Below are 18741 nucleotides of genomic sequence, written 5' to 3' on the forward strand. Positions count from 1 at the left end.
AACTAGTGCCGGTAGGACAGCCGGAAGTACATGAAGCGGCCCGGCGCGTCATAGGCGTTCGGGTCGTAGTTGTTCAGGCTGCAGGTGACGCAGCCCGGCGGGTCCTTGTCGAACAGGTTGTTGACCCCGACCGCGAACGACAGGCCGTCGTCGAGGAAGCTGGGCGCCCAACGGATCTGGGCGTCGGCGTAGAGCCGCGATTCCAGCTTGTTGGGGTCGCCGGCTTCCTGGACGGAGTCGATGTAGCGTCCGCTGACGGTGGCGCCGAAGTCCCCCTTGTCCCAGTCGAGCATCAGGTTCGACTTCCACTTCGGATAGGCCTGGTCGGGGCTGCCGCGCTCCGTGCCCTCACGCTCGATCGGGATCAGGCCGCTGGAGGCCGGGACGTACTCGGTGAACTCGAGCAGGCGGCTGGTGTACCAGTGGACGCCGAACTGACCGAAGCTCCACTCCGGCGAGGTCCAGATGAGGTTGAGGTCGAGGGACCGGGTCTTGATGCCGCCGATGTTGATCAGCGGGTTGGCGATCCCGATGACCTGGCCCGAGGCGCTGCGGGTGATCGTGGCGCAGGACAGGGCGTCGGCCGTCTGGGCGCAGCGGTCCAGCAGGGACTGGCCGTTCTGGGCCTGGATGGCGTCGTCCAGCTTGATCTGCGAGTAGGCGACCTCGACCGAACCGCCGCTGGCCCAGCTCTGGTCCTTCAGCCACGACGGGGCCCACACGCCGCTGAAGTTCCAGCTCTTGCTGGTCTCCGGCTTGAGGTTGGTGTTGCCGCTGGTGATGACGCCGATCTGCGCATTGAGCTGGGTGTAGCTGCCGTTGGCCGGGACGCCGGCGGCGATGCAGTTGGCGCGGACATTGGCCGGGGTGGCGGCGCTGAAGCCCGAGCAGGGATCGACGACCACCTGGTCGAAGCGGGAGGCGCTGCCGAACAGTTCGCCGATCGAGGGGCTGCGGAAGCCCTCGCCGTACGAGCCGCGCAGCACCACGTCCTCGACCGGACGCCAGGACAGGCCCGCCTTGTAGGTCGAGCCGGTTCCGGACGTCGAATAGTCGAACCAGCGGCCGGCGACGGAGGCGTCCAGGCGGTTGAAGAACGGCATGTCCGCCAGCAGCGGGATGCGCAGTTCGCCATAGGCTTCCTTGACCGTGATCTCGCCGCTCGCGGGTTGAGCGGGAATATCGGACGAGAGGCCCGCCGCGACGATGGCGTCCGGCCGGAAGTAGCCTTCGTTCTTGCGGCGCTCGACGCCCGCGGCGAAGGCCAGGGGACCGGCCGGCAGGTCGAAGAGGTCACCGGTCAGGTTCGCCGAGAAGTCGGTCAGCTTCTGCTGCGACACGTCGTGCTGGGTGAAGCCGATGAAGGCCAGCATGGCCGGGGTGATCGTGCCCGCCCCGCCGAAGATGTTCAGCGGGGTGCAGGCTCCGGTGCAGAGCGCGACCGGGCCCAGGGCCTGCTGCACGCGCTGCGCGTTCACGTTGCCGGTGAAGGTCTGCTCCGCGTGGTTGCGCGAATAGACGCCGTTGATGTCCCAGTTCCAGGTCTTCTCGCCGACGTCGAAGGCGCCGGACAGGGTGCCGGTGACGTTCCAGGTGTCGACTTCCTGCGAGTAGTGGCGCGGCCCCGCCTCGACCAGACGGCGGCCGATGAAGGCGTATGTGCCGTTCTGCAGCGTGAAGCCGAAGGGGTTGAAGGGGTTGGTCGCGTCGATGCTGACCGTGTCCAGCAGGTTGCCGTTGCCGGCGTCCGGGCCCACGAACAGCGGCAACGGGGCGGCCTGGTTGGCCGACTTGCGCTGGGTGTAGCTGGAGCGGACGCGGAGTTGGACCTTGTCGGTGATGTCCTGGACCACCGAGCCGAACAGGCTGACCCGCTCGGACGGGATGGTGATGTAGTTGAACGGCTGGAAGTTGAAGCGGTCGGCGGTGGTGAAGCCCTTGAAGCTGGACGCCGCGCCCGTCGGATCGGCGGCGGTGTAGACGGGCCGCTGGCCGGGCTGCAGCGCCTGCTTGAGGGTCAGGTTCAGGTCCTGGCCGGTGTTGGGATCGCTGACGATGAAGCGGCCGAGCGGGGTGCCGGAGGAGCAGCCGCCGTCGCAGACCGTGCCGTAGGGCGCGGGGAAGCGGCTGATGGCGCGGTCGCCGGCGAACACCGGATCCTGCTTGAAGTAGCCGCCGCCCACGACGATGTGGGTCGAGCCCGACGCGACGCCCCAGGAGACGTCGTATTGCTGGTTGAAGCCGTCGCTGTGATCCGTGGTCCCGAGCTGGGCGGTGGCGGTGAAGCCTTCCTGGCGATCCTTGGTGATGATGTTCACGACGCCGGCGATGGCGTCGGAGCCATAGATCGGCGAGGCGCCTTCCTGCAGCACTTCCATCCGGCTGATCATCGCGGTCGGGATGGTGTTCAGGTCGACCGAGCCCGGGACGCCCGAGGCCGCGGCCCCCGGCACCCAGCGCAGGCCGTCGACCAACACCAGCACGCGGCGGCTGGAGAGGTAGCGCAGGTCGACCTCCGCCGAGCCGGCGCCGACGCCGCCGCCGTCCGGCGGGTTGCCCAGGTTGCCGGAGTTGTTGAACTTGGAGTTCAGGCCGCCGCCGGCCGACGGAATCCGCTGGAGGACATCGACCGTCGAGGTGAGGCCCTGTTTGGCGACCAGCGCCTCATCGATCTGGACCACGGGCTGGGCCTGGTCGAGCGGACTGGTGCGGATCCGCGAGCCGGTGACGACCACCTCTTCCACGGCGGAGCCCGTCTGGGCCGATGCCGCGCCTATTCCAGCGCCCAGGGCAAGCAGGACCGCCCATGAAGCGGCCTGCGCAAGTTGGTTTCGCATGAACTGATCTCCCCACACCCGGCCCACGCCGGGGGTTCATGAAGGAGAGATGACCATTTCAGCGACGATTCATGTCAACCCTGCAACACGCCTTTGAGGGGAACATTTATCGGATGGGTTGCAGCCGGGCCACAACACGCGCCCGGCGTCGCAAGGTCCGGCCGGCCAGGCCGAAGCCCGTGATCATCAGGGCCCAGCTCGCCGGTTCCGGGGCGGCGGAGGCTTCAAGGTCCGCGCCCCTGCCGGGCAGGTCCGTGCCGGCGATGCCTTCCATCTCGAAGCCGTCCTCGCCCTGGAAGCCGGAGTCCGGCGCGCTGAAGGCGCTGAAGCCGCCGCCGCCGCCCTTTTTCGGAGCGTAGATCTCGAGCAGCAGGGTCAGGTCGCCATCCTCGGGGTTCCAGGTGAAGGCCTCGCCCGAGAAGCTCAGTTCGTCGCCGCCGATTCCGGCCATCATGTAGCTGCCCCAAGAGCCGAGCTCCGCGCCGTTCAGGGTGAAGCTGATGCGGAAGGTGGAGCTGTCCAGGCTGCCCAGGATCCCGCGGTCCATCAGCAGCTTGCCGATGGTCATCGGGCCTGCAGCGTCCTTGGCGCTCCATGTCTGGGTGAAGACGCCCTTGTCGTTGAAGCAGGTGGCCTTGCCGCAGCTTTCGTTCCAGTTCGCGTTCAGCACGGTGGCCGCGTAGGCGGGCGCGCTGGCGGCGGCGAGCGTCACCGCCGCAGCGGCTGCGGATACCGTCGTCAGGAGGTCGCGCATCTGATTCCCCATCGATGATCGATGGCAGGATGCTCACCCTATGGTGGAGCTGCAAGCAGTCGCCCCCTCAGGGCGAGCCGGATTCCCGCGGCAGGGGTTTTTTGGCCACACCTTTCGCGCGAGTTGCTGCGCGCCGGGCCTCAGCCCGCCGCACGCGCCGCCGCGTCGCCGGCGTCGGCGGCGGCCCGGGCCCTGGCGATGTCCTTCGGCAGGGTGATCGCCGCCAGCAGGTAGTGGACGCCGGCCCAGGCGTAGATCAGCAGGTTGGCGAGCAAGCCGGTGCGCGTGCCCTCGGCCATGGCGGCCGGGCAGGCGGCCGCCAGCTCCGCCGACGAGCCAGCCGGCGCGACGCCGCCCTTGCACACCGAGAGGAAGTCGCCGGCCATGCCCTTGGCGGTGAAGGCGGCGCGCGCGAACTGGTCGATGCACCAGCCGCAGAAGGGTGGGCCGAAGCCGAGGGCGATCAGGTTCAGCACGAAGAACAGCAGGGCCACGGCGGTGGCGCGCATGCGCACGTCCATGGCGTTCTGCACCACCCCGAAGGTGGGGCCCAGGTAGGTGTAGTGCAGCAGGCCGGCCAGCAGCCAGAACGGCACCGCGAGCTGCCAGACGTCGCGCGAGAAGGCGATGAGGTAGAGCGGCGTGGCGATGAGCAGGCCGATCCCCGGCACCAGCGCATACCAGCGGGTGTTGCGCTTGGACGCCCAGTCCGTGAGGAAGCCGCCCAGCAGCGTGCCCGCCCCGTTGGCGACGCCCGCCACCAGCCCAACCAGCAGGCCCACGGTGGCCAGGTCGAGCCCGAACTGGCGCACGAAGTACGGCGGCACGTATTGGCCGGTGCCATAGCCGGCGAAGCTGGCCATGGTGATGCCGGCGATCATGTGGAACATGCCCCACGAGCCGAACAGGCGCTTGGCCACCGCGCCCATGGAGGGGGCCGGCGCGGGGCCGGCCTGGGCGTGATCGGGCGCGGATGGCGCACCGGACTCCGAAGCCTCGCGGCCCACGGCGGCGGCGGGCTCAGCCTCGACGAGGCCGGAATGGCGGTCGCTCCAACCGCGCGGCGGCTCCTTGACGATCAGCTTGATGGCGATCGCCACCAGCACGCCGGGCAGACCCACCAGCATGAAGGCCGCCTGCCAGGAGACGTTCTGGGCGATCCATCCGCCGGCGATCGCCCCGAACATGGTGCCCAGCGGGATGCCGAAGGCGTAGATCGACAGCGCCGAAGCGCGTTTCTTGGGCTCGAAATAGTCGCTGATCAGGCTGTGCGCCGGCGGCGACAGGCCGGCTTCGCCCACGCCCACGCCCACCCGGTAGAGCAGGAGTTGCACGAACGAGGTCGCCGTTCCGCACAGGGCGGTGAAGGCCGACCACACCACGATGGCGATGGCGATGATGTTCACACGGCTCTTGCGCTCGGCGAGGCGGGCGATCGGGATGCCTAGCGTCGTGTAGAGCAGCGCGAACGACAGCCCGCCCAGCCAGCCGAGCTGCTGGTCGCTGAGCTGGAGATCCACTTTGATCGCCTGGCCGATGGTCGAGATGATCGTCCGGTCGATGAAATTGAACGTGTAGGCGACCACCAGCAGCCACAGCACGGTATTGCGGTAGGCGGGCGTGAAGCTTGGGGACCCGCCCCCGGTCGTGTTGGCTGGCGGCATGGTCTGGCGGCTCCCCTGGGCCCTCTCGACGCGAACAGCGCGGGAGGCCTGTTGTGGTTGGGGGCGAGGTTAGGGCGCCGTTTGAGCGAGCGGTAGGGGGGCTGACGTGAGGTCCGCGCGGGTTCAGCGCCGCGAGCGCGACACCACGTCCGTCCAGCGCCAGTCGCCCGAACCCATGACGACGCGCGCCGAGCCCGGCCCGTCGTTGAGCGACAGCGAGACCAGGCCACGGACCCGCTCGGCGCGGCAGGCCTCGGGCGCGAAGGCGACTTCCCACATGATTGCCTCGCGCACCGCGGCGAGGCCGTTGCCGTCCTGGCCGGGATGGCGGACCCAGTCGCCGTTCCACACCCGAATCGCGCGGCCCCGGTGGGCGTCGGCCATGGCCGCCTGCACGCGGCGATCCTTGCGCAGCTTGCCCTGCAGCCAACTGAGCATGTTGCAGGATCGGCCGCCGCCGCCGCCCGAGTCGGCGGTCGCCGCCGAGGCCAGCTCGGCGTCGCTGACTTCGGCGTCCGGATTGGTCTGTTGGCCGGTTTCCGCGACCAGGACGGCTACCTCCGGCGGGGCGGGCGCGGGGCGCGCGATGGCCTTTCGGGGCGGCGACGGCTTCTCGACCGGGGCCGCCCTGGGCTTGGGAGGCGTCGGAGCTGGAGGTTCCGGCGCGGGCTTGGGCACGGGCGGGGCCGGAGGCTCCGGCTGCAGCTGAATGAGCTGCACGATCATGGGCGGCGGCTCGGCCACCGGCGAATCCGGCTGGGCCCGAACGAGCACCAGCAGGATCACCAGATGGCCGGCGACGCTCGCGGCCGCCGTGAGCAGGCGATTCCGCTTCGCCGATTGGCGACGGGCCTGCGCCACGGGGCCTAGGCGTCCGCCTAGCTGAGTACGATCAGCACGACCCGACGATTGGCCTGGCGGCCCGCCCGGTCGTTGTTCGGCGCGGCCGGCGCATCCGGACCATACGAGATGGTGCTGATTCTATTCAGCGGCACGCCGTGCTGATTGAGGTAGCGGCGAACCGCCTCCGCGCGCTCTTCGCCGAGCTTGTAGTTGAAGTCCTTCGGGCCCGTGGCGTCGGTATGACCCTGGACCTCGACGTAGACGTTGCGGTTGTCGGTCTTCAGCTTCTCGGCGAAGGCGTCCAGCCGGGCCTGGGTCTCGGGCGAGAGCGCGGCCTTGGCGACGCCGAACTTCATGCTGTCGTCGGACAGGACCTCGGAATAGAGGAACTTGCCTTCAGCCAGCTTTCCGGCCGCGGTGGCGCGGTCGAGCGCATCCTTGGCCGTGCCTTCCACCGCCGCAATGTGGGTCTCGGCCGAGTCGACCCGGCCGCTGACCGCGTCGGTCTTGGCGCCGACGACGGCCACTTCGGACCTGACAAACTTCTTGGTGGCGCAGCCTCCGAGGCTCACCGCCGCCAGCAACGCCGCCCCCGTAATCATCGCCTTCGATGTGGCGTGGATCATTCAATTCTCTCCGTTCCGGTTGGTCCCCCCGACCGTCGTTAAGCTTTGAACGGACCATTCCATCAGGTCGGAAAGGGGCCGTTTTCGGGCGTAGCTTGACCATGGCGACGTCGAAGCGGCGGCGCCTTGCGGAAAAACGGCTTGCCAGGCGCTAGGTGTTATAGTTCAGTATAACACTAGACCGGCGAGGCTCGGATGAGCGTCGGCGGTCGCCACCGCGGTTCGCGGCGGCTATCCGGAACGGACGATGGATCCAGAGTGGAACGACAGCCAGCCGATCTACCGCCAGATCCGCGACCGGGTGGTCGCGATGATCCTCGACGGCTTGCTCAAGGAGGGCGATCCGGCGCCGTCGGTCCGCGCGGTGGCGACGGAAAGCCGGGTGAATCCGCTGACGGTGCTGAAGGCCTACCAGCAGCTCACGGACGAGGATCTGATCGAGAAGCGGCGGGGGCTCGGCATGTTCGTGAAGGTGGGCGCGCGGGACCGGCTGCTCCAGACCGAGCGGGAGAGGTTCCTGAGCGAACAGTGGCCCGAGATCCACGCCACGATCCAGCGCCTGGGGCTGGCCGACGACCTGCTGGGCGAGCGCGCCAAGTCGCCGCCGCGTGGGAAGGACTGAGCGCATGGCCTGCATAGACGCCCGCGGCCTGCACAAGAGCTATGGCAAGACCGTCGCGCTCGAGGGAATCGATCTGCGCGTCGAGGAGGGCCGCATCCTGGGCCTCATCGGCCCGAACGGCGCGGGCAAGAGCACCGCCCTGCAGGCGATCCTTGGCCTCATCCCCCACGAAGGGGAACTCACGGTGCTGGGCCGCAATCCGTGGACGGCTCGCGAAGCCCTGATGTCCGACGTCTGCTTCATCGCCGACGTGGCGGTGATGCCGCGCTGGATGCGGGTCTGGCAGGCGCTGGACTACATGGACGGCGTCCATCCCCGGTTCGACCGGGCCAAGGCCGAGGGGTTTCTCGCCAAGACCAGCATCAAGCGCGCGAGCAAGGTGCGCGAGCTGTCGAAGGGCATGACCGCCCAGTTGCACCTGGCGCTGGTGATGGCGGTGGACGCCAGGCTGCTGGTGCTGGACGAGCCGACGCTGGGCCTGGATATCCTCTATCGCAAGCAGTTCTACGACAGCCTGCTGAACGACTATTTCGACCACAGCCGAACGATCGTGGTCTCAACCCACCAGGTCGATGAGATCGAGCACATCCTGACCGACGTGGTGTTCCTGGATCGGGGCCGCATCGTGCTGGACGTCAGCATGGAGGCCTACGAGGCCCGATTCGCCGAGCTGCTGGCGACGCCGGAGCACGTGGCGGCGGCCCGCAGCCTGGGGCCGATCCACGAGCGCCAGCTGTTCGGCCGCAGCATCCTGGTCTTCGAGGGCGTCGACCGCGCCCGGCTCGCGGGCCTGGGCGAGGTGCGGACGCCGGGCCTGGCCGACGTGTTCGTGGCCAAGATGACGCCGACCTTTCCTGGCCGGGAGCAGGCGGCATGAGCGCGGAACGCAAGGTTCGGCCGTTCTACTGGTCGGTGCGCCGCGAGCTCTGGGAGCATCCGGCGATCTATCTGGCGCCGGCCGCCGCCGGCGCCGTGGGCCTGCTGGGTTTCCTGGTCAGCACCCTGTGGCTGGCGCGCTCGGTGGCGGGCGCGGTCCCGAAGAACGACGGCCTGATGATGCCCTACGTCTTCACGGCCCTGGCGGTGATGATGATCGGCTTCCTGGTCTCGATCTTCTACTGCCTCAGCGCGCTGAACGGCGAGCGGCGGGACCGCAGCATCCAGTTCTGGAAGTCGCTGCCGGTGTCGGATCGGACGACGGTGCTGGCCAAGATGGCCGTGCCGATGGTGGCGGCGCCGATGGTGGTGCTGGCGGTGATCCTGGGCGCGCAGTTCGTCATGCTGGTGTTCAGCACCGTCGTGGTGCTGCTGAACGGGGTCGACCCCGGCCGTCTGTGGGCCCGGGTGGATCTGCGCCTGATGTGGACGGTGCTGCCGTACGGATTGCTGGTGAACGCGCTGTGGATGGCGCCGGTCTACGCCTGGCTGCTGCTGATCTCAGGCTGGGCCAAGCGGATGGCCATCGTCTGGGCGCTGGCCCCGCCGCTGGGCCTGGCCCTGTTCGAGCGGCTGGCCTTCAACTCCACCCACGTGATCCGCTTCATGATCGAGCGGGTCGTGGGCGGCTTCGGCGAGGCGTTCAGCGTCAAGGGCGAGGGCAAGGCGGCGATCGACAAGTTCTCCGACATCGACCCGGTCCACACGTTTTCCAGCCCGCATGTCTGGGGCGGCCTCGCCGTGGCGGGGCTGTTGCTGGCGGTGGTCGTCCGGCTCCGACGATCCCGCGACCCGATCTGATCTGACCCCCAACCCACCGTAACCGTCGCCACAGGAGGTGCGCGTGAGCACTGCTGCCTTGACGCCTGCCGTCAACACGAGGTCCGCCGCCACGGCGCTGGTCGCCTCCGCCCGGCTCTGGTTCGGCGTCGCCGTCATCGGCCAGGCGCTGTTCCTGACCTACATCCTGGCGTTCTACGTCCCCTCGACGCTCAGCGGGAACTTCGCCGCCTGGGCCAAGAACACCAACCTGATCACCGGCTATGTACCGGGGGACACCGCCGGGAACCTGGCGTTCGGCGCGCATGTGCTGATGGCGGCCGTGGTCACCTTCGGCGGCACGGTCCAACTCGTGCCGCAGATTCGGGCGCGCGCGCCGCAGGTGCATCGCTGGACCGGCCGGGCGTTCATGACCACCGCCATCGCGGCCAGCGTCGTGGGCCTCTGGATGACCTGGGTGCGCGGCACGGGCGAAGGCATTCCCGCCCTCGGCATCACCCTCGACGCCGTGCTGATCCTGGCGTTCGCGGGCCTGGCCTGGCGGGCGGCGGTGACCCGGGACTTCGCCGGCCATCGCCGCTGGGCCATGCGGACGTTCATCGTCGCCAACGGGGTCTGGTTCCTGCGGTTGGGCATGGTGGTCTACGGCCTGATCCGGTCGGTCGTGGGCGACGCAATGCCCCGCATGGGGGCGTTCTTCGAGGTTTGGAACTTCGGGGCATACCTCGTGCCCCTGGCGATCCTCGAACTCTACTTCCTGGCTCAGGCCCGCGGCGGCTCCGCCGGCCGGTTCGCCGTGGCCGGCGGCCTCACCCTCGCGACCCTGCTGATGGGCGTCGGCATCGCCGGCTCCTGGTTCGGCATGTTCGCCCCCCTCCTCGCGAAGCTCTGAGGGAGACCTCCCATGATCCTGCAATTCGGTCCCGAGGCGCCCTGGTTCCTCCATGTCATGGCCGCCGCCGCCCTGGTCCTTCACATCGGCGGCGGTGCAGTGGGCATTCTCTCCGGGTTCACCGCCATGTTCGCCCCCAAGGGCGGGCGGCTGCACCGGGTGTCCGGCACGGTCTTCTTCGTCGCCATGCTGAGCATGGCCGGGGTGGCGGCGATCGTGGCGCCGATGCTGGACGACGGTCGGTGGACCAACACGACGGCGGCGGTCTTCACCCTCTACCTGATCGCCACCGCCTGGGCGGCCGTGCGTCGCCCGCCGGGGCAGGCGGGCTGGTTCGAGCGTGCGGCGCTGGCCGTGCCCCTGGGCATCGCGGCCATGGGCGTGGCCGTCGTCCCCTATGGCGCGGCGACCGGGCGGATGGACGGCTTCGCCACCATCTACATGTTCGCCCTGGTCTGCGGCCTGGCGGCGGTCTCCGACATCAGGATGATCCGCCGTGGCGGGGTCATCGGCCGCGACCGCACCGTGCGCCACCTCTGGCGGATGGGCGCGGCCCTGTTCGTCGCCGCGGGCTCGTTCTTCTTCGGCCAGCAGGACCGGATCCCGGCCGCGATCCTCGCCACGCCGATCCCCGCCGTCCTGGGCGTCGCGCCCCTGGTGCTGATGGCCTTCTGGTGGATCCGCACGCGGCTGCCCCGCGGCCTCAAGCTCCGCATCGCCAGGGCCTAGCCATGATCCGCAAGCCACATCGCGCCGCGGTCCTGGTCCTGGCCGCCGTCCTCCTGGCCAGCGCCGCCCAGGCCGCTGATTACAAGGCCCCCCGCACCAAATTCGGCCAACCGGATCTGCAGGGCCTCTGGACTAACACCTCGCTGACCTGGCTGCAGCGGCCGCCCATCTTCAAGGGCCTGATCGCGACCGACGCGGAGGCGGCGATGATGCTGGCGGGGTTCAAGAAGATGGCGGGCGACCTGATCTCGACCTCGGTCGATCCGAGCCTGCCCGCGCCACCGGTCGTGAAGGATGCGCCCCAGGCGGACACCCTCGAGATGGACCTCAACCTGGCCCGCATCGACGGCCGGATGCGCTCGTCCTGGATCGTCGATCCGGCGGATGGTCGGTTGCCGTTCACCGACGCCGGGAAGGCGGCGGCGCGAGCCGGCTCGCGGGGCGACCGCTACGACGCGGCCGAGGTTCGGCCGCCCGAGGAGCGGTGCCTCGTCTCCATTGGCTCGACCGAGGGGCCGCCGATGATGAACGGCGGCTTCAACGGCCATTACCAGATCGTCCAGACCAAGGATCACGTGGCGATCCAGGTCGAGATGAACCACGACGTGCGGATCATCCGGCTCGGCGACCGCAACCACCCGCCGTCGTCGGTGCGTCTGTGGATGGGCGATTCCATCGGCTGGTGGGAAGGCGAGACCCTGGTGGTGGAGACCACCAACTTCGACCCACGCACCTACATCGGCTCCCTGACCGGTGGCTTCGCCTGGTCGCCGCGCGGCAAGCTGGTCGAGCGGTTCACCCGCAAGGGCAAGGACCTGATCCTGTACGAGTTCGCGGTGGAGGACCCGGAGTATTTCACCAGGGTCTGGCGCGCCGAGATGCCGTTCCGGCCCGCCAAGGGACCGATCTACGAATATGCCTGCCACGAGGGCAACTACAGCCTGCCCAACATCCTGGCTGGCGCCCGCGTGCAGGAGAAGGAGCCGAAGCCCGAGGCTCCGGCTCCCAAGGCCGAGGCGCCCCCTAGCTGACGGTGTCCTCGCGGATCGTGCGGCGCGCCAGCCAGAAGCAGACGAAGGCGGCGAGGCCGGACAGGGCGCAGACGATCAGCGCCCAGCGGATGCCCTCGGCCGGACCCATGCCGAGGCCCTTGTTGAAGTAGTCGGACAGCAGGCCCACCGCCAAGGGGCCCAGGCCCAGACCGATCAGGTTGATGATGAAGAGCAGGATGGCCGCGGCCGTGGCGCGCATGTGCGGCGGCACCACCGACTGGCCGGTGCCGTAGACCGGGCCGTACCAGAGGGTGCCCAGGAAGTAGTTGGCCGGCAGGATCAGCAGGGCGATCAGGGCGGAATCCACCGAGACGGCGGCGATGTAGACCGGGATGGTGATCAGGCTGGCGATGGCTGGAGCGATCATGTAGGCGCGCAGGTCCTTGGCGCCGTACTTGTCGGCGATCCAGCCCCCAGTGACCGAGCCGATGGCGCCGGCGACGCCGCTCATGATGCCCAGCGCCAGGCCCAGGAAACCCACCGACTTCAGGTCGTAGCCGAGGGTGAGGCCGATCGAGGAGGCGAGGCTCTGCACCTCCGGCCCGTGGTTGCGCAGGAAGAAGGACGCGGTGAAGGGAGCGTGGCCATAGCCGATGAAGGCCTTGATGGCCGCGGCGAAGGCGATGAACCAGAACGTCCGGCGCTTCAGGAGGTAGGACATGGTCTCGCCGAAGGTGGCGGACGCCCCGGCGAGCTTGCGAGCCTGTTCCGAGATCAGGCGGCGGGGCTCCTTGAGGGTGAAGAAGGCCAGGGCGGCGAAGAGCAGGCCCGGGACACCGGCCACCAGGAAGGCGGCGCGCCAGCCGTAGGCGTCGGCCACCAGCCCGCCCATGATCAGGCCCAGCAGGCTGCCGATGGGGGTGCCCATGGAGTAGAACGCCAGCGCCGAGGCGCGCTTGTCCTTGGGGGTGTAGTCGACGATCAGCGAGTGGGCCGGCGGCGTGCAGCCGGCCTCGCCGACGCCCACGCCGATCCGGTAGGCGATGAGCTGCCAGAAGTTGCCGGCGGTGGCGCAGAGGGCGGTGAAGCCGCTCCAGACCGCGGTGGCCGAGCCGATGATGAAGGCGCGGTTCTTGCGCTCCGCGAGGCGCGCGATCGGGATTCCGAGGAAGGTGTAGAACACGGCGAAGGCCAGGCCGCTCATCAGGCCGAGCTGCCAGTCGGCGAGGCCCAGGTCCTCCTTGATCGGCTCGGCCAAGATGTTGATCACCTGCCGGTCGAGGAAGTTGATGACGTAGATTCCGAGCAGCAGCCACATCGCATAGCGCGCGTAGGCCTTGGTGAACGGGGCCGTCTGCAGCCCGCCGGCGGCGTGGGGCGGGGCGACGGGGCCGCCGGGGGAAACGGCTTCGGTCATGGGTTGCGCGTTCCTCGGTTTCTTTTGTGGTTGGGCCGAACTAGATGGCGCCATGCGGCCCGCCGCAATAGTTCAAGTGTTTCAAAACAGCAGTATGGAGCGAGCACGATGGAGCTGGTGATCGGGACCAAGAAGTGGTCGACCTGGTCGTTGCGGCCGTGGCTGGCGCTGAAGCGCTCGGGCCTGCCGTTCACCGAGGTCCTGGTGGAGCTTCGGCAGGAAAACAACATGAGCGAGGCGGCTATCCGCGCCCACTCGCCGTCCGGACTGGTGCCGGCGCTCAAGACCGACGGCCTGGTGATCTGCGACAGCCTGGCGATCAGCGAGTACCTGGCCGAGAAGGCTCCCGGCCTGTGGCCGAAGGATCCTGCTGCGCGGGCCCTGGCGCGCGCCGCGGCGGCCGAAATGCACTCCGGATTCGCCTCGCTGCGCGGCGAGTGCCCGATGGCGCTGGAGGTTCCACCGAAGGTGACCGAGCTGTCGCCGGCCACCCACAAGGACATCCGCCGGATCACCGCCCTGTGGAACGAGATGCTGGAACGGTTCGGCGGGCCTTTCCTCGCGGGCGAGTGGTCGATCGCCGACGCCTTCTACACGCCCGTGGCGACCCGGTTCCGGACCTATGGCGTGAAGCTGTCGGACTTCGGGGACGCGGGGCTGGCGGGAGAGTACTGCCAGCGCCTGCTGCAGACGCCGGAGTTCCTGGAATGGGAAGCCGCGTCCAGATGAAGCGCGTCGCGGGGCTGCTTCGGGCCATCAATGTCGGTGGCCGCAAGCTGCTGATGGCCGACCTGAAGCGGATCGCCGGCGAGGCGGGGTTCGACGCGCCGGCGACCCTGCTGGCCAGCGGCAACCTGCTGTTCGGGACCAGGCTGTCGTCCGAAGCCGCCGGGAAGACGCTGGAGGCGGCGATCCAAAAGGATCTGGGCCTGGCCGCCGACGTCATGGTCCGCGACCTGGCGGAACTGAAGGCCGTGATCGCCGCCAATCCCTTCCCGCGCCAGGCGAAGGAAGAGCCCAACCGCCTGATGGCCATGTTCCTGAGCGGCGAGCCCCAGGGCGAGCTGAGCCTGTTGGACAGCGCCTGCGTGGCCGGCGAGGAGGTCAAGTCCGGTCCCGGCTGCCTCTACGTCTGGTTCCCGGGCGGTGCGGGGACCTCCAAGCTGGCCAACGGCCTGATCGAGCGTCGGCTCAAGGTGCGCGGGACGGCCCGCAACTGGAACACCGTTGGCAAGCTGGCCGCACTGCTGGAAGCGGCCGAGGCTTAGCGCCCGCGCCGGTTCGTGCTAGTCTGCCCGCTCGTGTTTCCGGGTGGCGGCCAGCGCCAGACGCCCGCTGACAGGCGGGAGCCGCGCGCGAGCCACCGACCCTCGAGAAGCGGAGGTCGTGAGATGGCGATCGGCAATCATGTCGAGAATCCCTTCGAATACGCGCTGAAGCACCTGGTCGGGGCCTTCTCGGGCCCTCCGCACCGGCGGAATCCGGCGGCGCGGGCGGCGGCGCGGATCGAGCCGCAGGTGCGCCGGATCGGAGCGGCCGACCTTGTCGCGTCGTTGAGGAAGGGGTTCGGCGACTTCGGCGCCGCGCGGGACGACGTGGTGTTCATCGCGATCGTCTATCCCCTGGCCGGCCTGGTGCTGGCCGCGCTGGCCATGCGCTACGAGCTGCTGCCGATGGTGTTTCCGCTGCTGTCGGGCTTCGCGCTGGTCGGGCCGCTGGCCGCCGTTGGCCTCTACGAGATCAGCCGCCGACGCGAGCGCGGCGAAAGCGTGAGCTGGCTGGACGCCGCCGGCGTGATCCGCTCGCCGGCGATCCGTTCGATCGTCGGTATGGGGCTGATCCTCATCGGCCTGTTCGCCCTGTGGCTGGCCACCGCCTACGAGATCAGCCTGCTGGCGTTCGCCGACGGGCCGCCGGTGACGATGGAAAGCTTCGTCAACCGGGTGTTCGCGACGGGCGGCGGGCAGGCGATGATCGTCATCGGGATCGGCGTGGGTTTCCTGTTCGCCCTGGTCGCCCTGGCGCTCAGCGTCGTGTCCTTCCCGCTGCTCCTCGACAAGCATGTGGACCTGGACGTGGCGATCCGCACCTCGCTGAAGGCGGTCGCCGCCAACCCAGGCACGATGGCGCTGTGGGGCCTGATCGTGGCGGGCAGCCTGGTGCTGGGTTCCATCCCGGCGCTGGTCGGCCTGATCGTCGTGGTCCCGGTGCTGGGCCACGCCACCTGGCACCTGTACCGGCGGCTCGTGGCGTCCGACTAGGCCTTCGCCCAGCCGGCACCGTGCAGGCTCCGCACTGGCCCTGGTCGCAGCCCTTCTTCGCGCCGGTCAGCGGGGCGTCGTGCATGATGTCCCTCGCGAGACCCGTGAGGGGAAAGGTGCGTCGGCCGATTTGGCGTCAGCTACGAATGGCTCTCAACTTTTTCCCGGCGGCGTGTCTGTCTGGGGAGGCGTCGTTCGTCGACTGGGTGATGGGGCAGGATGCGCCCCGTTCTCAGATAGGAGTCCCCCCATGCGGTACATGTACATCGTCCGGTCCAGCCATCAGGGCCCGCCGTCGGAGGCGCTGATGGAGGCCATGGACGCGCAGGCCAAGGAGGAGATCCAGTCCGGTCGGATGATCGACCAGGGCGGTCTGCTGCCGCTGGCCATGGGCGCCGAGATCGTCCTGAAGGGCGACAAGGTGTCGGTGGTGGACGGACCATTCGTGGAATCCAAGGAGATCATCGGCGGCTACGCGATCTTCGAGTTTCCCGGCAAGGAAGAGGCCATCGCCTCGGCCAGGCAGTTCATGGAGCTGCATCGCCGGCACATGCCGGGCTGGGAAGGCGTCTGCGAGATGCGGCCGATGGCGGTCCACGGCGTCGAGGACGAGGCCTGTGCGAGCTCGTCGTAAGGCCGTCGGTCGGCGGTGACCGACCCCGGCGTCGAGCGCACGATCCTTGCCGCTTGGCGGATCGAGCAACCCAGGCTGCTGGCCAATCTGGCGCGGATGCTGCGCGACGTGCCGCTGGCCGAGGAGCTGGTCCAGGAGGCCTTGATGGCCGCCCTGGAGACCTGGCCCCGCACCGGCCCGCCGGACCGTCCGGGGGCCTGGCTGATGGCGACCGCCAAACGCCGGGCCCTCGACCACCTGCGGCGCGACCGGATGCTGGCGCGCAAGCACCGGGCCCTGGCCCGGACGCTGGAGGTCGAGGAGCAGTCCATGCCCGACTTCGACGAGGCGCTGGACGACGATATCGGTGACGAGCGGCTGCGGCTGATCTTCACGGCCTGCCATCCGGTGCTGTCCCGAGAGGCGCGGGCGGCGCTGACGCTGCGCATGATCTGCGGCCTGACCACCGAGGAGATCGCGCGCGCCTTCCTGCAGACCGAGATGGCCGTGGGTCAGCGGATCACCCGCGCCAAGCGGACGCTGTCGGACTCCGGGTTGAGCTATGAGACACCTCATGGCGAGGCTCGGGCCGCACGGATGGGTTCGGTGCTGGAGGTCGTCTACCTCATCTTCAACGAGGGCTACGCCGCGACCCGCGGCGGTGACTGGATGCGGCCGCAGCTGTGCCACGAGGCGCTGCGGCTGGGGCGGATCCTGACCGCCATCGCGCCGCGCGAGCCGGAGGCCTATGGCCTGCTGGCGCTGATGGAGCTCAACGCGTCGCGGGCGGCGGCGCGCGAGGATGCGGAAGGCCGGCCGATCCTGCTGATGGACCAGGACCGTCAGCGGTGGGACCTGCTGCAGATCCGGCGCGGACTGCTGGCGCTCGCGAAGGCGCAGGCGCTGGGCGGTTCCACCGGCCTCTACGCCCTGCAGGCCGCCATCGTCGCCTGCCACGCCCGCGCGGCCAGGCCGGAGGCGACGGACTGGGCGCGGATTTCAGAGCTGTACCGCCAGCTGGCGGCCCGCTGGCCGTCGCCGGTCGTCGAGCTGAACCGGGCCATCGCCGTCGGGTTCGCCGAAGGGCCGGCGGCCGGACTGGCGATCGTCGAGACCCTCCGCGATGACCCGGCCCTCCGTCGCTATCACCTGTTGCCCAGCGTGCGCGGCGATCTGCTGTACCGGCTGGGACGGCTGGAGGAGGCTCGCGCCGAGTTCCTGCGCGGCGCGGCCTTGGCCGGGAACGAGCGCGAGCGGGCGTTCCTGGAGGGACGGGCGACGGCCTTGGCCTGAGCGCCGTACCAAATCTTCTAGATTGAAACAGGCGTGCAATGCGGGCGCGATACGGCGAAGGGAACCGGTCGAACGCCGGTCGGCGCGCATTGCCGTATCGGCCGCGCGCTCGTAAAATTGGTATGAACGCCCGGCCGAGAGCGGGGCGAAGATGGGGAGTTAAGGCCATGCAAAAGGTCGTCATCGCAGCGCTGGGGACCCTTCTGCTGGCCGGCGTCGCCGCCGCGCCGCTGAACGCCGCCGCCGAAGGGGCCAAGGCGTCCGCCAAGTCCGCCGCGGCCTGGAAGCCCACCAAGAACGCCTTCGGCCAGCCCGACCTGGCCGGCACGTGGAGCAATGCGACCCTGACGCCGATGACGCGTCGGCCGCAGTTCAAGAGCCAGCTCAACTACACCCCCGAGCAGGTCAAGGAGATGGAGAGCAACGCCGCGGCGGAGGTCGAGGAGGGCAACGAGGACACGGATCCGAATGCTCCGGCCGAGGCGCCCAAGACGCCGCCCGGCGCCAACATCCGGCCCGAGTTCGCCGCGGCCGGCGGCGACGTCGGCGGCTACAATCGCGGCTGGCTGGACCCCGGCAGCCACGTGATGCGGGTGAACGGTGAGCCCCGCACCTCGCTGATCACCACGCCGGACGGCCAGGTTCCGCCGCGCAAGGCGGGCGCGCCGCCCGCGCCACGCTTCGGCGGCGGGATGAACTCGTTCGACGGGCCCGAAGTCCGCTCGCTCGGCGAGCGCTGCATCATGTCGTTCGGCCGCAACGCCGGCCCGCCGATGTTCCCCAATGGATTCTACAACAACAACTATCAGATCGTTCAGACGGCCGACGCGGTGGTCATCCAGGTCGAGATGAACCACGACCTGCGGCAGATCCGGCTGAACTCGAAGCACCGTCCGGACGGCGTTCGGACCTACATGGGCGACTCGATCGGCTGGTATGAAGGCGACACCCTGGTCGTCGAGACGATCAACCTGCCGCAGAATCAGAACTTCATGGGTTCGTGGAAGAACCTGAAGATCACCGAGAAATTTACCCGGGTCGGCGAGCATCGGCTGCACTACCAGTTCACGGTCGAAGACCCGGACACCTGGGACAAGCCATGGGGCGGTGAGTACGAGTTCTCCCCGCTTCAGGGCGTGATCTACGAATACGCCTGCCACGAGGGCAATTACGCTCTGCCCGGCATCCTGGGCGGCGCGCGCGCGGAGGAGGCCGCGAAGGCCGAGGCCGCCCAGAAGGCCGCCGCCGAGAAGGCGGAGGCCGACAAGGCCGCGACCGCCAAGTCCCCGGGCAAGAAGGGCGCGGCCGCGCGCTCCGGCGAGTAGCAGGGGCCGCCCACTTCACACGATCGATCCACGCGGGTCGGGGAGCGATCCCCGGCCCGATGGGTTGACGGTCGTGACTCTTCCAAGGCGTGGCGCGCCACGAAGATCGTCCTCGCCACCGCGGCCTTCGCCGCACTCGCATTGGTCGGTTGTGGCC

18 protein-coding genes are annotated in these 18741 nt (G+C 69.2%); 12 read left to right on the forward strand and 6 right to left on the reverse strand.

Going from position 1 to position 18741, the window contains the following annotated elements; translation table 11 throughout:
* Positions 1-2: 2 nt before the first annotated feature.
* The 5 genes from EPO51_RS01475 to EPO51_RS01495 all read right to left on the reverse strand — a co-directional run bounded on the left by EPO51_RS01475 (position 3) and on the right by EPO51_RS01495 (position 6724).
* On the reverse strand, positions 3-2837 hold the full coding sequence (locus tag EPO51_RS01475) for a TonB-dependent receptor domain-containing protein (protein WP_293345218.1): 2835 nt from the start codon (positions 2835-2837) through the stop codon (positions 3-5).
* Between the two features lie 106 nt (positions 2838-2943).
* On the reverse strand, positions 2944-3591 hold the full coding sequence (locus tag EPO51_RS01480) for a PEPxxWA-CTERM sorting domain-containing protein (protein ID WP_293345220.1): 648 nt from the start codon (positions 3589-3591) through the stop codon (positions 2944-2946).
* A 140-nt stretch (positions 3592-3731) separates the two neighbouring features.
* Positions 3732-5255 (reverse strand): spinster family MFS transporter, encoded by a 1524-nt coding sequence (locus EPO51_RS01485; protein ID WP_293345222.1) that lies wholly within the window; start codon positions 5253-5255, stop codon positions 3732-3734.
* Positions 5256-5378: 123 nt separating this feature from the next.
* Positions 5379-6116 (reverse strand): hypothetical protein, encoded by a 738-nt coding sequence (locus EPO51_RS01490; protein ID WP_293345224.1) that lies wholly within the window; start codon positions 6114-6116, stop codon positions 5379-5381.
* Between the two features lie 17 nt (positions 6117-6133).
* Positions 6134-6724, reverse strand: coding sequence for an OmpA family protein (locus EPO51_RS01495; protein WP_293345226.1), 591 nt, complete (start codon positions 6722-6724; stop codon positions 6134-6136).
* A gap of 247 nt (positions 6725-6971) precedes the next feature.
* On the opposite strand from EPO51_RS01495, the gene EPO51_RS01500 reads away from it, so the two are divergent.
* The 6 genes from EPO51_RS01500 to EPO51_RS01525 are packed head-to-tail and all read left to right on the forward strand — an operon-like array spanning position 6972 to position 11714.
* On the forward strand, positions 6972-7346 hold the full coding sequence (locus EPO51_RS01500) for a GntR family transcriptional regulator (protein WP_293345228.1): 375 nt from the start codon (positions 6972-6974) through the stop codon (positions 7344-7346).
* Between the two features lie 4 nt (positions 7347-7350).
* Positions 7351-8223 (forward strand): ABC transporter ATP-binding protein, encoded by an 873-nt coding sequence (locus EPO51_RS01505; RefSeq protein ID WP_293345230.1) that lies wholly within the window; start codon positions 7351-7353, stop codon positions 8221-8223.
* Complete coding sequence (locus EPO51_RS01510; protein WP_293345232.1) at positions 8220-9083, forward strand: ABC-2 transporter permease; 864 nt, start codon at positions 8220-8222, stop codon at positions 9081-9083. Before EPO51_RS01505 ends, EPO51_RS01510 begins: the two co-directional genes overlap by 4 nt.
* Before the next feature lie 43 nt (positions 9084-9126).
* On the forward strand, positions 9127-9954 hold the full coding sequence (locus EPO51_RS01515) for a DUF2306 domain-containing protein (protein WP_293345234.1): 828 nt from the start codon (positions 9127-9129) through the stop codon (positions 9952-9954).
* Positions 9955-9966: 12 nt separating this feature from the next.
* Positions 9967-10683: a DUF2306 domain-containing protein gene (locus EPO51_RS01520; protein ID WP_293345236.1), complete on the forward strand. Its 717-nt coding sequence runs from the start codon at positions 9967-9969 to the stop codon at positions 10681-10683.
* A gap of 2 nt (positions 10684-10685) precedes the next feature.
* Positions 10686-11714 (forward strand): hypothetical protein, encoded by a 1029-nt coding sequence (locus EPO51_RS01525; RefSeq protein WP_293345238.1) that lies wholly within the window; start codon positions 10686-10688, stop codon positions 11712-11714.
* Here EPO51_RS01525 and EPO51_RS01530 read toward each other — a convergent pair.
* Entirely contained in the window at positions 11707-13092 is a 1386-nt protein-coding gene (locus EPO51_RS01530; protein ID WP_293345240.1) for a spinster family MFS transporter, read from the reverse strand. The two genes, EPO51_RS01525 and EPO51_RS01530, sit on opposite strands and share 8 nt — an antisense overlap.
* A gap of 108 nt (positions 13093-13200) precedes the next feature.
* On the opposite strand from EPO51_RS01530, the gene EPO51_RS01535 reads away from it, so the two are divergent.
* From EPO51_RS01535 to EPO51_RS01560, 6 genes are all read left to right on the forward strand, one after another.
* Positions 13201-13821 carry a glutathione S-transferase family protein gene (locus tag EPO51_RS01535; RefSeq protein WP_293345242.1) on the forward strand — a complete coding sequence of 207 codons (621 nt, stop codon included), beginning with the start codon at positions 13201-13203 and terminating at the stop codon, positions 13819-13821.
* Positions 13818-14360: a DUF1697 domain-containing protein gene (locus EPO51_RS01540; RefSeq protein ID WP_293345244.1), complete on the forward strand. Its 543-nt coding sequence runs from the start codon at positions 13818-13820 to the stop codon at positions 14358-14360. Before EPO51_RS01535 ends, EPO51_RS01540 begins: the two co-directional genes overlap by 4 nt.
* 123 nt (positions 14361-14483) lie before the next feature.
* The gene (locus EPO51_RS01545; protein ID WP_293345246.1) at positions 14484-15353 is read left to right on the forward strand and encodes a DUF2189 domain-containing protein; all 870 of its coding nucleotides are present in this window, start codon (positions 14484-14486) and stop codon (positions 15351-15353) included.
* A 250-nt stretch (positions 15354-15603) separates the two neighbouring features.
* Complete coding sequence (locus tag EPO51_RS01550; protein ID WP_293345248.1) at positions 15604-15987, forward strand: YciI family protein; 384 nt, start codon at positions 15604-15606, stop codon at positions 15985-15987.
* A gap of 15 nt (positions 15988-16002) precedes the next feature.
* On the forward strand, positions 16003-17259 hold the full coding sequence (locus EPO51_RS01555; protein WP_293345250.1) for an RNA polymerase sigma factor: 1257 nt from the start codon (positions 16003-16005) through the stop codon (positions 17257-17259).
* Between the two features lie 167 nt (positions 17260-17426).
* Positions 17427-18584, forward strand: a complete 1158-nt coding sequence (locus EPO51_RS01560) for a hypothetical protein (RefSeq protein WP_293345252.1) — start codon at positions 17427-17429, stop codon at positions 18582-18584.
* The last annotated feature ends 157 nt before the right edge of the window (positions 18585-18741 follow it).

It is taken from the genome of Phenylobacterium sp. (genome assembly GCF_004297125.1).
Taxonomy (GTDB): domain Bacteria; phylum Pseudomonadota; class Alphaproteobacteria; order Caulobacterales; family Caulobacteraceae; genus Phenylobacterium.